10 protein-coding genes are annotated in these 12,788 nt (G+C 70.6%); 2 read left to right on the top strand and 8 right to left on the bottom strand.

Translation table 11 applies throughout. The features are described from left to right. Genes pgi through tkt form a run of 5 tightly spaced genes read right to left on the bottom strand, consistent with a single transcriptional unit; the run spans nt 1 to nt 7,376 of the window. Nucleotides 1-1,647: a glucose-6-phosphate isomerase gene (pgi, locus tag RKD23_RS07405; RefSeq protein ID WP_424852920.1), complete on the bottom strand. Its 1,647-nt coding sequence runs from the start codon at nt 1,645-1,647 to the stop codon at nt 1-3. Then, nucleotides 1,640-2,575: a glucose-6-phosphate dehydrogenase assembly protein OpcA gene (opcA, locus tag RKD23_RS07400; RefSeq protein WP_424852919.1), complete on the bottom strand. Its 936-nt coding sequence runs from the start codon at nt 2,573-2,575 to the stop codon at nt 1,640-1,642. Before opcA ends, pgi begins: the two co-directional genes overlap by 8 nt. Further along, a complete protein-coding gene (gene zwf / locus RKD23_RS07395; protein WP_424852918.1) occupies nt 2,572-4,149 on the bottom strand; it encodes a glucose-6-phosphate dehydrogenase in 1,578 nt (525 codons plus the stop codon). Before zwf ends, opcA begins: the two co-directional genes overlap by 4 nt. Beyond that, complete coding sequence (gene tal, locus RKD23_RS07390) at nt 4,146-5,270, bottom strand: transaldolase (RefSeq protein ID WP_424852917.1); 1,125 nt, start codon at nt 5,268-5,270, stop codon at nt 4,146-4,148. Before tal ends, zwf begins: the two co-directional genes overlap by 4 nt. Before the next feature lie 30 nt (nt 5,271-5,300). Beyond that, entirely contained in the window at nt 5,301-7,376 is a 2,076-nt protein-coding gene (tkt, locus tag RKD23_RS07385; protein WP_424852916.1) for a transketolase, read from the bottom strand. Between the two features lie 146 nt (nt 7,377-7,522). Here tkt and RKD23_RS07380 point away from each other — a divergent pair, with 146 nt between their 5' ends. Beyond that, nucleotides 7,523-8,428 carry a helix-turn-helix domain-containing protein gene (locus RKD23_RS07380; RefSeq protein ID WP_424852915.1) on the top strand — a complete coding sequence of 302 codons (906 nt, stop codon included), beginning with the start codon at nt 7,523-7,525 and terminating at the stop codon, nt 8,426-8,428. A 6-nt stretch (nt 8,429-8,434) separates the two neighbouring features. On the opposite strand, the gene RKD23_RS07375 is transcribed toward RKD23_RS07380, so the two are convergent. Next, nucleotides 8,435-8,932, bottom strand: coding sequence for a GNAT family N-acetyltransferase (locus RKD23_RS07375; protein ID WP_424852914.1), 498 nt, complete (start codon nt 8,930-8,932; stop codon nt 8,435-8,437). 55 nt (nt 8,933-8,987) lie between these two features. Further along, on the bottom strand, nt 8,988-10,385 hold the full coding sequence (locus RKD23_RS07370) for a glycoside hydrolase family 16 protein (protein ID WP_424852913.1): 1,398 nt from the start codon (nt 10,383-10,385) through the stop codon (nt 8,988-8,990). A gap of 215 nt (nt 10,386-10,600) precedes the next feature. Here RKD23_RS07370 and RKD23_RS07365 point away from each other — a divergent pair, with 215 nt between their 5' ends. After that, nucleotides 10,601-11,014: a VOC family protein gene (locus tag RKD23_RS07365; RefSeq protein ID WP_424852912.1), complete on the top strand. Its 414-nt coding sequence runs from the start codon at nt 10,601-10,603 to the stop codon at nt 11,012-11,014. A gap of 52 nt (nt 11,015-11,066) precedes the next feature. Here the strand turns inward: RKD23_RS07365 and RKD23_RS07360 are convergent, their stop codons facing one another. Then, entirely contained in the window at nt 11,067-12,755 is a 1,689-nt protein-coding gene (locus RKD23_RS07360; protein WP_424852911.1) for a carbohydrate binding domain-containing protein, read from the bottom strand. Nucleotides 12,756-12,788 lie beyond the last annotated feature (33 nt).

The following is a 12,788-nucleotide window of genomic DNA, read 5'->3' as shown; positions in this document are numbered from 1 at the left end:
TTACTTCACTTCCTTGAGGTCGCGGTAGGCCGCGACGAGGGCGGCGGTGGAGGCGTCCAGACCGGGCACGTCCGCGCCCTCGGTCAGAGCGGGCTCGATGCGCTTGGCCAGGACCTTGCCCAGCTCCACGCCCCACTGGTCGAAGGAGTCGATGTTCCACACCGCGCCCTGCACGAACACCTTGTGCTCGTAGAGGGCGATCAGCTGGCCGAGCACCGACGGGGTCAGCTCACGCGCCAGGATCGTGGTGGTGGGGTGGTTGCCGCGGAAGGTGCGGTGCGGCACCTGCTCCTCGGCCACGCCCTCCGCGCGCACCTCCTCGGGCGTCTTGCCGAAGGCCAGCGCCTGCGTCTGGGCGAAGAAGTTCGCCATCAACAGGTCGTGCTGCGCCTTGAGTTCGTCGCTCAGCTCGGCCACGGGCCGTGCGAAGCCGATGAAGTCCGCCGGGATCAGCTTGGTGCCCTGGTGGATCAGCTGGTAGTAGGCGTGCTGCCCGTTGGTGCCGGGCGTGCCCCACACGACCGGGCCGGTCTGCCACTCCACGGGGTCGCCGTCACGGTCCACCGACTTGCCGTTGGACTCCATGTCGAGCTGCTGGAGGTAGGCGGTGAACTTCGACAGGTAGTGGCTGTACGGCAGCACCGCGTGCGACTGGGCGTCGTGGAAGTTGCCGTACCAGATGCCCAACAGGCCGAGCAGCAGCGGGGCGTTGGCCTCGGCGGGGGCGCTTCGGAAGTGCTCGTCGACGAGGTGGAACCCGTCGAGCATCTCGCGGAAGCGGTCCGGGCCGATGGCGATCATCAGGGACAGGCCGATGGCCGAGTCGTAGGAGTACCGGCCGCCGACCCAGTCCCAGAACTCGAACATGTTGGCCGTGTCGATGCCGAACTCGGTGACCTTCTCGGCGTTCGTCGACAGGGCGACGAAGTGCTTGGCGACCGCCTTCTCCTCGCCGCCGAGGCCGTTCACGAGCCATGTCCGCGCGGAGGTGGCGTTGGTGATCGTCTCGATCGTGGTGAAGGTCTTGGAGGCGACGATGAACAGCGTCTCCTCCGGGTCGAGGTCGTGGGTCGCCTCGTGCAGGTCGGCGCCGTCCACGTTCGACACGAAGCGGACGGTCAGCTCGCGGTCGGTGAACGACCGCAGCACCTCGTACGCCATCGCCGGGCCGAGGTCGGAGCCGCCGATGCCGATGTTGACGACATTGCGGATGCGCCTGCCGGTGTGGCCGGTCCACTCGCCCGAGCGCACCCGCCCGGCGAAGTCGGCCATCTTGTCCAGCACGGCGTGCACCTTCGGCACCACGTTCTCGCCGTCGACCTCGATCACCGCGTCGCGCGGGGCGCGCAGCGCGGTGTGCAGCACGGCGCGCTTCTCGGTGATGTTGATCTTCTCGCCGCGGAACATCGCGTCGCGCAGCCCGAACACGTCGGTGGCGGTGGCGAGTTCCTGGAGCAGGGCGAGGGTCTCGTCGGTGATCAGGTGCTTGGAGTAGTCGATGCGCAGGTCACCCACGCGTACGACGTACCGCTCCGCCCGCCCGGGGTCCGCGGCGAACAGCTCGCGCAGATGCGGCTGCCCCTCGGCGCGGTGGTCCTCCAGGGCGGTCCACTCCGGGCGCCGCGTCAGCTTGGGGGAGTCAGACATGAGAAGGGGTCTCCTTGCCGGCCTCGCCGCGCAGGGCGATGGCGTACATCTCGTCGGCGTCGAGGCGCCGCAGCTCCTCGGCGATGAGTTCGGAGGTCGAGCGCACCTTCAGGGCGAGGGTGCGCGAGGGCTGGCCGGGCAGCGACAGCGTCGCCAGCGGGCCTTCGGGGCGGTCGATGACGACCTCACCGTGTTCGGTGCCCAGGCGTACGGCCGTGACGACCGGCCCCGCCGTGACCACGCGGTCGACGTCGACGCCGAGGCGGGCCTCCAGCCAGCGGGCCAGCAGCTCGGCGCTGGGGTTGTCGGCCTCGCTCTCCACGGCGGCCGACACGATCTTCTCGCGGGCCTGGTCCAGGGCCGCGGCCAGCATCGAGCGCCACGGCGTCAGCCGGGTCCAGGCGAGGTCGGTGTCGCCCGGGGCGTAGGACCGTACGCGCGTCTCCAGCGCCTGCAGCGGGTGCTCGACGGCGTACATGTCGGTGATGCGGCGCTGTGCGAGCGCGCCGAGCGGGTCCTTGGCGGGCACCTCGGGGGCGTCGACGGGCCACCACACGACCACGGGGGCGTCGGGCAGCAGCAGCGGCAGCACGACCGAGTCGGCGTGGTCGGACACCTCGCCGTAGGTGCGCAGCACGACGGTCTCGCCGGTGCCCGCGTCGGCGCCTACCCGCACCTCGGCGTCGAGGCGGGAGGCGGTGCGGTCGCGCGGGGTGCGGGCGTGCCGCTTGATGACGACCAGGGTGCGCGAGGGGTGCTCGTGCGAGGCCTGCTCGGCCGCCTTGATCGAGTCGTAGGCGTTCTCCTCGTCCGTGACGATCACCATCGTCAGGACCATGCCCACAGCCGGGGTCCCGATGGCGCGGCGGCCCTGCACCAACGCCTTGTTGATCTTGCTTGCCGTGGTGTCGGTCAGGTCGATCTTCATGGCCTGCGCCAGCTCCGTCCGTCTCGTGCGAGCATCTCGTCGGCTTCCTCGGGACCCCAGCTGCCCGACGCGTACTGCGCCGGACGGCCGTGCGTCGCCCAGTACTCCTCGATCGGGTCGAGGATCTTCCAGGACTCTTCCACTTCCTGGTGACGGGGGAACAGGTTGGCGTCCCCGAGGAGGACGTCCAGGATGAGCCGCTCGTAGGCCTCCGGGCTGGACTCGGTGAACGACTCGCCGTAGGCGAAGTCCATCGTGACGTCCCGGATCTCCATGGACGTGCCCGGCACCTTGGAGCCGAACCGGACCGTCATGCCCTCGTCGGGCTGCACCCGGATGACGATGGCGTTCTGTCCGAGCTCCTCGGTGGCCGTGGAGTCGAAGGGGGAGTGCGGGGCGCGCTGGAAGACGACCGCGATCTCCGTGACCCGTCGGCCGAGCCGCTTGCCGGTGCGCAGATAGAACGGCACGCCCGCCCAGCGGCGGTTGTCCACGTTCAGCTTGATCGCCGCGTACGTGTCGGTGGTGGAGGCCGGGTCGATGCCGTCCTCCTGGAGGTAGCCGCGCACCTTCTCGCCGCCCTGCCAGCCGCCCGCGTACTGCGCGCGCACGGTGTGCCGGCCCAGGTCGTCCGGCACCTTCACGGCCTTGAGGACCTTCAGCTTCTCGGTGAGCAGCGAGCCCGCGTCGAAGGAGGCGGGCTCCTCCATCGCGGTGAGCGCCATCAGCTGGAGCAGGTGGTTCTGGATGACGTCACGGGCCGAGCCGATGCCGTCGTAGTAGCCGGCACGGCCTCCGATGCCGATGTCCTCGGCCATGGTGATCTGCACATGGTCGACGTAGGAGCGGTTCCAGATCGGCTCGAACATCTGGTTGGCGAAGCGCAGCGCCAGGATGTTCTGGACCGTCTCCTTGCCCAGGTAGTGGTCGATCCGGAAGACCTGCTCCGGGTCGAACACGTCGTGCACGAGCGCGTTCAGCTCCCGCGCGCTTCCCAGGTCGTGGCCGAACGGCTTCTCGATGACCGCCCGCCGCCAGGACCCCTCGGGGGCGTCCGCCAGGCCGTGCTTCTTCAGCTGCTGCACGACCTTGGGGAAGAACTTCGGCGGCACCGAGAGGTAGAAGGCGTAGTTGCCGCTGGTGCCGCGGGCCGCGTCCAGCTCCTCGACGGTGTCGTGCAGCGTCTTGAACGCCGTGTCGTCGTCGAAGTCGCCCGGGATGAACCGCATGCCCTCCGCGAGCTGCTGCCAGACCTCCTCGCGGAACGGCGTGCGGGCGTGCTCCTTGACCGCGGCGTGGACGACCTGCGCGAAGTCCTGGTCCTCCCAGTCGCGGCGGGCGAAGCCCACCAGGGAGAAGCCCGGCGGCAGCAGGCCGCGGTTGGCCAGGTCGTAGACGGCCGGCATCAGCTTCTTGCGGGACAGGTCGCCGGTGACGCCGAAGATGACGAGCCCGGAGGGGCCCGCGATCCGGGGGAGCCGGCGGTCCCTGCCGTCCCGCAGCGGGTTGGACCAGTCGGTGGCCGGCACACTCACCGGGGCCGCCACCGCCGGTTCCGCACTCTCGTTGCTCATTCCCCGTCAACTCCCTTGCTCATAAGGGACTTCGTCACGGTGTCCAGCAGGTCCTGCCAGGCCACCTCGAACTTGGCCACGCCCTCGTCCTCCAGCCGGGTCACCACCTCGTCGTAGGAGATGCCGAGCCGCTCGACGGCCGCGAGGTCCGCACGGGCCTGCGCGTAGCCGCCGGTCACGGTGTCACCGGTGATCACGCCGTGGTCGGCGGTGGCGTTCAGCGTGGCCTCCGGCATGGTGTTGACCGTGCCGGGCGCGACCAGCTCGTCGACGTACAGCGTGTCCTTGTACGCCGGGTCCTTCACACCGGTCGACGCCCACAGCGGGCGCTGCTTGTTGGCGCCCGTGCCGGCCAGCGCCAGCCAGCGCTCCGCCGAGAAGACGTCCTCGTACGCCTCGTAGGCCAGCCGGGCATTGGCAAGCGCCGCCCGGCCCTTGAGCGCCAGGGCCTCGTCGGAGCCCAGCGCGGTCAGGCGGCGGTCGATCTCGGCGTCCACGCGCGACACGAAGAATGAGGCCACAGAGTGGATGCTAGACAGATCCAGGCCCGCGGCCTGCGCCTTCTCCAGGCCCGCGAGGTAGGCGTCCATGACCTCGCGGTAGCGCTCCAGGGAGAAAATCAAGGTCACGTTGACGCTGATGCCCTGCGCGACCACCTCGGTGATGGCCGGCAGGCCCGCCTTGGTCGCCGGGATCTTGATCATGACGTTGGGGCGTTCCACCAGCCACGCGAGCTGCTTGGCCTCGGCGATCGTGGCCGCCGTGGCGTGTGCGAGACGGGGGTCGACCTCGATGGAGACCCGGCCGTCCCGGCCGCCTGTCGCGTCGTACACCGGCCGCAGGATGTCGGCGGCGGCCCGCACGTCGGCGGTGGTCATCATCCGCACGGCCTCGTCGGTCGTGACGCCCCGCACGGCCAGGTCGGCGAGCTGCTCCTCGTAGCCCTCGCCGGAGCCGATGGCGGCCTGGAAGATGGAGGGGTTGGTGGTCACGCCCACCACATGCCTGGTCGCGACCAGCTCGGCGAGGTTGCCGGTGGTGATCCGCTTGCGCGACAGGTCGTCCAGCCAGATGGAGACGCCCTCGTCGGAGAGGCGCTTGAGGACGGGTGCTTCGGTCATTTCTCGATCATCTTCTTTCTGGCGGTCGGATCAACCACGCGCTGCGGCCAGCGACTGCCTGGCCGCGGCGGCGACGTTCTGTGCGGTGAAGCCGTACTCGGCGAACAGGGTGCTGGCATCGGCGGAGGCGCCGAAGTGTTCGAGGGAGACGATGCGTCCTGCGTCACCTACGAACCGGTACCACGTGAGGGCGATCCCGGCTTCGACCGCGACACGGGCTCGCACGGACGGCGGAAGCACGCTGTCGCGGTACTCGCGCGGCTGCTCCTCGAACCACTCCACGGACGGCATCGACACCACCCGCGTCCCGATCCCCTCGGCCTCCAGCCGCTCGCGCGCGCCGACGGCCAGCTGGACCTCGGAGCCGGTGGCGATCAGGATCACGTCGGGGGTCTCGGTGGAGGACTCCGCGAGGACGTAACCGCCGCGCGCGGCGTCCGGGTTCGGCGCGTAGGTCGGCACGCCCTGCCGGGTGAGGGCCAGCCCGTGCGGGGCCGGCTCGGTGGAGTGCCGGCGCATGATCTCGGCCCACGCGATCGCCGTCTCGTTGGCGTCGGCGGGGCGTACGAGGTTCAGGCCCGGGATGGCGCGCAGCGCGGCCAGGTGCTCCACGGGCTGGTGGGTCGGGCCGTCCTCGCCGAGACCGATGGAGTCGTGCGTCCACACGTACGTCACCGGCAGCTGCATCAGCGCCGACATGCGCACCGCGTTGCGCATGTAGTCGGAGAACACCAGGAAGGTGCCGCCGTAGACGCGCGTGTTGCCGTGCAGCGCGATGCCGTTCATCTCCGCGGCCATGGAGAACTCGCGGATGCCGAAGTGGACGGTACGGCCGTACGGGTCGGCCTCGGGCAGCGGGTTGCCGACGGGCAGGAACGACGAGGTCTTGTCGATCGTGGTGTTGTTCGAGCCCGCGAGGTCGGCCGAGCCGCCCCACAGCTCGGGCAGCACGGCGCCGAGCGACTGCAGGACCTTGCCGGAGGCGGCACGGGTGGCGACCGACCTGCCCGCCTCGAAGACGGGGACCGAGGACTCCCAGCCCTCGGGCAGCTGACCGGCCACGACCCGGTCGAACAGCGCCGCACGCTCCGGCAGGGCTGTCCGCCACTCGCCGATCCGCTTGTCCCAGGCGGCGTGCGCCTCGGCGCCCCGGTCCAGCGCCCGGCGCGTGTGGGCGAGGACCTCGTCGGCGACCTCGAAGCTGCGCTCCGGGTCGAAGCCCAGGAGGCGCTTGGTGGCGGCGATCTCCTCCTCGCCCAGCGCCGAGCCGTGGGAGGCCTCGGTGTTCCGCGCGTTCGGGGCGGGCCAGGCGATGATCGTGCGCATCGCGATGATCGACGGCCGCTCGGTCTCGGCCTGCGCCGCCTTCAGGGCCGCGTACAGCGCGTGGACGTCGACGTCCCCCTCGGCGGTCGGCTCGATGCGCTGGGTGTGCCAGCCGTACGCCGCGTACCGCCCGAGGACGTCCTCGGAGAACGCCGTCGCCGTGTCGCCCTCGATGGAGATGTGGTTGTCGTCGTACAGGAAGACGAGGTTGCCGAGCTTCTGGTGGCCCGCGAGGGAGGAGGCCTCGGCGGAGACGCCCTCCTGGAGGTCGCCGTCGGAGACGATCGCCCAGATCGTGTGGTCGAAGGGCGAGGTGCCCTGCGGGGCGTCCGGGTCGAACAGGCCGCGCTCGTAGCGGGCGGCCATCGCCATGCCGACCGCGTTGGCGACGCCCTGGCCGAGGGGGCCGGTCGTGGTCTCGACACCGGCCGTGTGGCCGTACTCGGGGTGGCCGGGCGTCCTGGAGCCCTGCGTGCGGAACGCCTTGAGGTCGTCCAGCTCCAGCTCGTAGCCGGCGAGGAAGAGCTGCGTGTACAGCGTCAGCGAGGTGTGGCCGGGGGAGAGCACGAAGCGGTCACGGCCGGTCCACTCCGGATCGGCCGGGTCATGGCGCATCACCTTCTGAAAGATCGTGTACGCGGCCGGGGCCAGGCTCATCGCCGTGCCGGGGTGGCCGTTGCCCACCTTCTGTACGGCGTCGGCGGCCAGAAGGCGGGCCGTGTCGACGGCACGCCGGTCGAGTTCGGTCCACTCGAAGCTGTCGGGCGTCTGCGTGCTCATCTTCAAGAAGTCCTCTGAAAGAGCGGGATTGCTGGTCGGACGCGTTAGACATTAAAAGTCTGACTTTTACGAGGCCAGGTCCGCGTGTGTCAGCCTTTGGTGAAAGTGGGACATCACCCGTACGGACGAGTCAGCGCGAGAAGGACATGGCGGACAGAACCACCCCCCGGCGGGCGGACGCGGCCGACGGCGACGGCATCAGAACCTTCGCCTTCCCCTCCGACCACAGCGTCTGCGGCGTCGGCATGCAGGTCGGCCCCATGGGCGGCGCCCGCACCTGGCACCCCGACGCACCGCTCGACAAGGTCCACCGCATCGACTTCCACGTGGTGATGCTGTTCTCCGCCGGCCCCGTCCGCCACATGATCGACTTCGCCGAGTACGAGGCCCGGGCGGGCGACCTGCTGTGGATCCGCCCCGGACAGGTGCACCGCTTCTCGACCGCCGCCGAGTACCGCGGAACCGTCCTGACCATGCAGCCCGGCTTCCTGCCGCGCGCCACCGTCGAGGCCACCGGCCTCTACCGCTACGACCTGCCGCCGCTGCTGCACCCCGGCGAGAGCGAGCTCGCCGCTCTGACGGCCTCCCTCGACCAGCTCCGCCGCGAGTACGAGGACGACCGCACCCTCCCGCTGAGCCTGCACACCGCCGTGCTGCGCCACTCCCTGACCGCGTTCCTGCTGCGCCTCGCCCACCTCGCGGCCCGCTCCGCCGAGGCCGAGCGGCACCCCTCCGACACCACGTTCACCCTGTTCCGGGACGCCGTGGAGAAGGGCTTCGCCACCAACCACAGCGTCAGCACCTACGCCGACAGCCTCGCCATCTCCCGCCGCACCCTGGTCCGCGCGGTGCGCGCCGCGACCGGTGAGACCCCCAAGGGCTTCATCGACAAACGCGTCGTCCTGGAGGCCAAGCGCCTGCTCGCCCACACCGACCTGCCCATCGGCCGCGTCGGCGCCGCGGTCGGCTTCCCCGACGCGGCCAACTTCTCCAAGTTCTTCCACCAGCACACGGACATGACCCCGGCGGCCTTCCGCACGGAACTGCGCTGAGGCGTCTCAGCCGCGTCCGGCCTCCTCGGTCCGGTACGGACGGAACCCCCGGCGGCGGTAGTTGGGCAGCGCGCGGGGGTGGTCCGACGACGAGGTGTGCAGCCAGACCCGGCTCACCGCAGGGGCCAGCTCCCAGGCACCCCGCACGGCGAGCGTCAGGGCGAACCCGCCGAGGCCCTTGCCGACGAACTCGGGCAGCAGACCGAAGGACTTGATCTCCACCTCGCCGCCCGGATGCGGGTCGTAGGTGACGATGCCCGCAGGTGTGCCCTCGAAGGACAGCAGCCAGAACGTCCGCTCCGGAGCCGCGGCGAACCAGGCACCCCACTCCTCGGGGGTCCGGCGCGCGCTCTTCCAACCGTGCGGCGCGCCGACACCGGCCAGCAGGTCGACGACCAGGGGCGAGTCCCGCTCCGGAGGCTCCAGGCTCAGCCCGGGCACCGCGGACGCGGGCTCCAGCTCGTCCCGTCCGGTCATCTCGACGTACGTCACGATCTCCGTCACCCGCGCAGCGTAGAGGGGGCCTCACGCGTGCGTGAAGCCCCCTCGCGGGCGGTGCTCAGTGCCCGAAATCGAACCAGTTGACGTTCACGAAGTCGGCCGGCTGGCCGCTGCTGAAGGTCAGGTAGACGTCGTGGGTGCCGGTGACGCCGCTGATGTTGGCGGGGACCGTGCGCCAGGACTGCCAGCCGCCCGTGTTGCCGAGCGCGAAGCTGCCGACGGGTGCGTTGGTACGGCTGTCCAGGCGGACCTCGACCAGGCCGCTCACGCCCGATCCCGCGCCGCTCGCGACCCGGGCGTAGAACTGCCGGGCCGCCGAGGAGCCGAAGTTGACGCCCCGGTAGAGGACCCAGTCGCCGTTGGCGACCGCGCCGATGTTCTGGCCGCCGCCGGAGTCGGTGGTGCCCTCGGTCATCACGCCGGACTGGCCGTCGTAGGACTCGGCCTGGATGGGGGAGTAGGCGTCACGGTTGCCGGTGGGCGGCGGAGTGGTGCCGCCTCCGCCGCCGGAAGACAGCACCTGGACGTAGTCGACGACCATCGCGTGCCCGGGGACCGTGCCGGAGTCCGGGCCGCCGCCGAAGGCGCCGGGGAAGCCGCCGCCCATCGCCACGTTCAGGATGACGAAGAAGCCGTGGTTCGTGGCGTTCGACCAGGTGGTCGCGTCGACCTGATCGGCCCTGACCGTGTGGTAGTTGGTGCCGTCGACGGAGAAGCGGATCTGCTCGGGGCTCGTCGAGCGGTCCCACTCCATGCGGTAGGTGTGGAAGCCTGCCTGGCAGGTGGTGCCGGGGCAGCTCGTCGAACCGCCGATGCCGGTCGTCTCGTTGCAGGGGCCGCCGGGGTTCGTGCCGCAGTGCATCGTGGCCCAGACGGTGTTCAGGCCCTGGACGTTCTCCATGATGTCCAGCTCACCGACGCCCGGCCAGTTCCAGTAGTTGCCGCGGAAGGGCGCGCCCAGCATCCAGAAGGCCGGCCAGTAGCCCTTGGCCGCGGCGCCGGTCACGTTCGGCATCTGGATACGGGCCTCGACGCGCAGCTTGCCGCCGGACGGGGGCTGGAAGTCGGTGCGGTTGGTCTCGATACGGCCCGAGGTCCAGTTGCCGGACGCGTCGCGCCGCGGGGTGATGCGCAGGTTGCCGCTGCCGTCCAGCGCCACGTTGTTGGTGCTGGAGGTCATCGTCTCGACCTCGCCGGTGCCCCAGTTGGCGGCGCCGCCGGGGTAGGACGTGCCGGTCGCGTACTGCCAGTTGGCGGTGTTCACGCCCGACCCGGCCGGACCGTCGAAGTCGTCGGCGAAGACCTGCGTCCAGCCGGACGGGGGCGTCGGCGCGGTGGCGTTCGCCGTGGAGGTGACGGTCGTGGCGGCGGCCGCGGCCAGGGCGAGCGTGCCGACGGCCGCGACGAGGGCCCGCCGCAGCGGGCGGCGTCCGGGTGTGCCTGAGGTGCGGTCCATGTGGGGGTGCCTCTCGTACGTCTGGGACACGGGATTGCGGATACGGGGTGCGGGGTGCGGGGCGCGCGGTGCGGGGAGCTTTGAGAGCGCTCTCAGAGGTGCGCTCAATGTCCTCTCGGTCGCGCGGGTCGTCAAGAGGTGAAGCACGGCGCCGGGAATCATCCGGAGTCCGCGTGGAGTTCACCGAGAGGCACTCGTGATCAAGAAGGAGCCCCATGTCCGACGAACCCGCCGTCCGCGAACTGCGCCTGGTCGTCACTGCCGACGACTACGAGGCGGCGCTGCACTTCTACCGGGACGTCCTCGGGCTGCCCGAGCGCGCCGCGTTCTCCTCGCCGGGCGGCCACGTCACCATCCTGGAGGCGGGCCGGGCCACCCTGGAGATCACCGACCCGAACCACGCCGCGTTCATCGACGACGTCGAGGTCGGCCGCAGGGTCGCCGGACAGATCCGGGTCGCCTTCCAGGTCGGCGACTCCGCCGCCGTCACCGCGAAGCTGGCCGCCGCCGGCGCGGAGGTCATCGCCGAGCCGACCCGCACGCCCTGGAACTCCCTGAACTCCCGCCTCGAGGCCCCTGCCGCCCTTCAGCTCACCCTGTTCGAGGAGCTGGGCGAGGACCCTGCGTGAGAGACGCGCGCGAGGGGCGCCCCGGTGGGGACGCCCCTCGGCACCGCGATGGTCAGCCGGTGAAGCCGGCCGTGATCGAGGTGAACTGCCAGTTGTTCTGGCTGATGCCGGAGCAGTTGCTGGTCACGCCGCCGCCCGGGCACGGCCGGTCACGGTTGACCGCCCAGTAGGCGAGCCGGGCGATGTGGTGGGAGTTCGCCCAGTCGCGGATCTGGGTCCAGATCGCGGTCGAGGTCAGCTCCTGCTGGTCGGACAGCCCGTTCATGCCGGAGATCCCGATGTGCGCGTACGCGGTGGCGTCGTCCCAGCCGAAGGCCGACTTCAGCTTGTTCTTCAGCCCCTCGCTCGCGTTCACGGTGTTGCCGTACATGTCGGAGCCGCCCCCGAAGTCGAACGGCATGATCGTGAACACGTCGATGTTCGCGTTGAGCGCCTTGGCCTGGTCGATGAGCCGGTTGCCCCAGTAGGTCGGGCCGGTCGTCGAGGTGCCGAAGGTGAGGATCGTGCGCAGACCGGGGTTGTTGGCCTTCACGATCTTCAGCGCGCCCAGGATGCGGTCCTGCACGGCCGCGTTCTCGAATTCGTCCGTGTTCTCGATGTCGACGTCGATCGCCTTCAGCCCGTACGCGTCGATGACTTTCTGGTACGCGCCCGCCAGCGCCTCCGGCGTCGAGCAGTTCGGGCCGAGCTTGTTGCCGCTCCAGCCGCCGATCGACGGGACGATGTCGCCGCCCGCGGAACGGATGGAGTTGATGACGCTCTGGTCGTTGCCGCCGGTCAGCGGCCGGCTGCCGTCCCAGGCGGGGTTGCAGCCGCCGGAGGAGAGGATGAACGCCATCGTGTACCACTTGATCCCGGTCGCGCTCATCACCGAGGTCGCGCTGGGCGGGTCGCCCCAGCCGAGGTACAGATAGGGCGCGGCCTGCTTGAAGCCGGTGCCCCCGCCACCGCCGGCGTCGGTCGTCACGGTCACGGCGTTGGAGGCGCCGGAGCTGTTCCCCGCCGCGTCCCTGGCCCGCACGGTGAAGGTGTACGACGTGCTCGCCGCGAGCCCGGAGACCGTGGCGCTCGTCCCCGACACGCTCAGGACCTGGTTGGAGCCGCTGAAGACGTCGTACGCCGTGACGCCGACGTTGTCCGTCGAGGCGTTCCACGTCAGCGACACACTGGACGACGTCTTGCCGGTGGAGCGCAGGCTGCCCGGCACACTCGGCGCCTGGGTGTCCCCGCCGCCCCCGCCGCCGGGTCCGTCGAGGCTGATGTCGTCGGCGTAGTACGTCCCTTGCCCGTACCAGCCGTGCACATACACCCGCGCGCTGGTCTGCGAGGCGCCGGTGGTGAAGGACAGACTCAGCCGGCTGTACGCCGACGGGGAGGTCGTCCAGGTCGAGGCCCCGCCGTCCACCCCGAGGTAGACATAGGAGCCGCGCACCCAACCGCTGAGCGAGTACGTCGTGTTGGGCTGGACCGCGACTGTCTGCCCGCACTTGGCGTTGTCACTGGAACTCGCGGCCCCCTGGAGGGCCCGGGACCCGCCCTGGACGGGGGAGGAGACGACCGACCCGAGGTTCCCGGAGCAGGACCAGGGCGACAACGCCCCTGACTCGAAGCCGGAGTTGCTGAGGATGTTGGCCGCATGAGCGGTACCGGGCAGGGCCACGGCCCCGCCGACCGCGAGTCCGACGGCCCCGCACAGCGCGAGGAGTCTGCGTCTGGAGCGACTGAGGAGTGAGTGGCGCACGCGATCTCCCTGAGGGGTGTGGGGTGTTCGGGA

Source organism: Streptomyces sp. SAI-170 (assembly GCF_049739565.1).
Classification (GTDB): Bacteria; Actinomycetota; Actinomycetes; order Streptomycetales; family Streptomycetaceae; genus Streptomyces.
Note: the sequence above shows the minus strand (reverse complement) of the source record. Positions and strands in the feature narration are given on the sequence as shown.

Excerpts from the sequence above, each read along its gene's own strand:
- pgi (WP_424852920.1), bottom strand. The coding sequence starts at position 1,647 with ATGTCTGACTCCCCCAAGCTGACGCGGCGCCCGGAGTGGACCGCCCTG.
- opcA (WP_424852919.1), bottom strand. The coding sequence starts at position 2,575 with ATGAAGATCGACCTGACCGACACCACGGCAAGCAAGATCAACAAGGCG.
- zwf (WP_424852918.1), bottom strand. The coding sequence starts at position 4,149 with ATGAGCAACGAGAGTGCGGAACCGGCGGTGGCGGCCCCGGTGAGTGTG.
- tal (WP_424852917.1), bottom strand. The coding sequence starts at position 5,270 with ATGACCGAAGCACCCGTCCTCAAGCGCCTCTCCGACGAGGGCGTCTCC.
- tkt (WP_424852916.1), bottom strand. The coding sequence starts at position 7,376 with ATGAGCACGCAGACGCCCGACAGCTTCGAGTGGACCGAACTCGACCGG.
- RKD23_RS07380 (WP_424852915.1), top strand. The coding sequence starts at position 7,523 with ATGGCGGACAGAACCACCCCCCGGCGGGCGGACGCGGCCGACGGCGAC.
- RKD23_RS07370 (WP_424852913.1), bottom strand. The coding sequence starts at position 10,385 with ATGGACCGCACCTCAGGCACACCCGGACGCCGCCCGCTGCGGCGGGCC.
- RKD23_RS07365 (WP_424852912.1), top strand. The coding sequence starts at position 10,601 with ATGTCCGACGAACCCGCCGTCCGCGAACTGCGCCTGGTCGTCACTGCC.